2 protein-coding genes are annotated in these 1,576 nt (G+C 66.8%); both read left to right on the top strand.

From position 1 onward, the window contains the following. A partial coding sequence (gene istA, locus BLR51_RS27015; protein ID WP_089852613.1) for an IS21 family transposase occupies window positions 1–1,140 on the top strand: 1,140 nt, incomplete at its 5' end. Beyond that, window positions 1,137–1,576 (top strand): ATP-binding protein (locus BLR51_RS27010; protein WP_165616969.1); only part of this gene is annotated, 440 nt, incomplete at its 3' end. The genes istA and BLR51_RS27010, both read left to right, overlap by 4 nt.

Genomic DNA, 1,576 nt, shown 5'->3' with positions numbered 1-1,576 from the left:
GAGCGCGGGCTTGAGGCGCCGGTCTACGGGCCGCGCGAGCCGGAGGAGCGCTTGGCTGACAAGTATGGCGCCTATCTGGTCGACAGGTTGTCTGCCTGGCCGGGGCTCTCTGCCCGGCGGCTGCACCGGGAGATCAAGGCGATGGGTTTCGAGGGAGCCTATTCGACACTGACGGAGTACCTGAGGCTGATACGCCCGGTCGCCCCGCGCCAGTTCGAGCGGCGCTTCGAGACGCCCGCCGGCCAGCAGGCCCAGGTGGACTTTGCCGAGTTCCAAGTAGCATTCACCTTGGAGCCCGGCATCACCCGCAAGGTCTGGCTGTTCAGCATGGTGCTGGGACACAGCCGCTGGCTCTGGGGGCGGTTCTGCCCCAACCAGACGCTGGAGACGGTGATGCGCTGCCACATCGCGGCCTTTGACGCGATGGGCGGGGCGTGTGGCGAGGTGCTCTACGACCGGATGAAGACTGCGGTCATCGGCGAAGATGCGGCGGGTGTCGTGACCTACAACGCCTCGCTCGTGGCGCTGCTGGCGCATTACGGCTCGGCGCCGCGCGCCTGCCAGCCGTATCGGGCGAAGACGAAGGGCAAGGTCGAGCGCCCATTCCGTTACGTGCGGCAGGACTTCTTTCTGGGGCGCAGTTTCCGTGACCTCGACGACCTCAATGCCCAGTTTGAGGAGTGGCGAATTACCATAGCCAACCCCCGGGTCCATGCAACCACGCAGCAGGTTGTCGACGAGCACTTTGCGGATGAGCAGCCGCACCTCGTAGCCCTGCCAACTCGGCCCTACGACGCGGTGCTGACCGTCGAGCGGCGGATCAGCCATGAGGGCATGGTTGCCGTTGGCGGCAATCAGTACAGCGTCCCGGACACCACCCGGCGCCGGATCGTCGAGGTCCAGAACCATCCGGCCGAGGTGCGCATCTTCGAGGACGGGGAGTTGATCGCAAGTCACCCGGTGCTCGAGGGCAAGAACCAGAAGCGCGTCGATCCCAGCCATCGCAAGCCGGTACCCGTTGCGCGTCGTGCCGTGCTCGACCGACCATCCCCTGCGGACACCGCGGTCCTGCGCCGGCCACTGGCATTCTACGAGGCCGTTGGCCAGCGGCTGGCCAGACAACCGGAGGGACGCCCATGATCCCGGTCACGGAACGGATCCGCCAGAGCCTGGTCAGTCTGCACATGGCCCGCGCCCTGGAAACGCTGGACCAGGTCCTGAGCCGGCTGGAAAAGGGCGAGATGACCGCGATCGAGGCGATCGACGCTTTGCTGGCAGAGGAACTGACCCTGCGCGAAGGGCGCCGCGTCGGGGTCGGTCTGCGCACGGCCCGGCTCACTCCGATCAAGACGCTCGAAAGCTTCGACTTCTCGTTCCAGCCCTCGCTGGACCGGCACCGCATCATGGCTCTCGCCCAGCTGGAGTTTATCAACCGGGCCGAGGTGCTGCACTTTCTCGGCCCGCCGGGCACGGGCAAGAGCCACCTGGCAACAGCCTTGGGCGTCGCTGCGGTAAAGGCGGGCCGTAGCGTCTACCGCTGCACCCTGGCCGAACTCATCGACGCCTTGGCGCAGGC

Source organism: Salipiger marinus, assembly GCF_900100085.1.
Lineage (GTDB): Bacteria > Pseudomonadota > Alphaproteobacteria > Rhodobacterales > Rhodobacteraceae > Salipiger > Salipiger marinus.
Note: the sequence above shows the minus strand (reverse complement) of the source record. Positions and strands in the feature narration are given on the sequence as shown.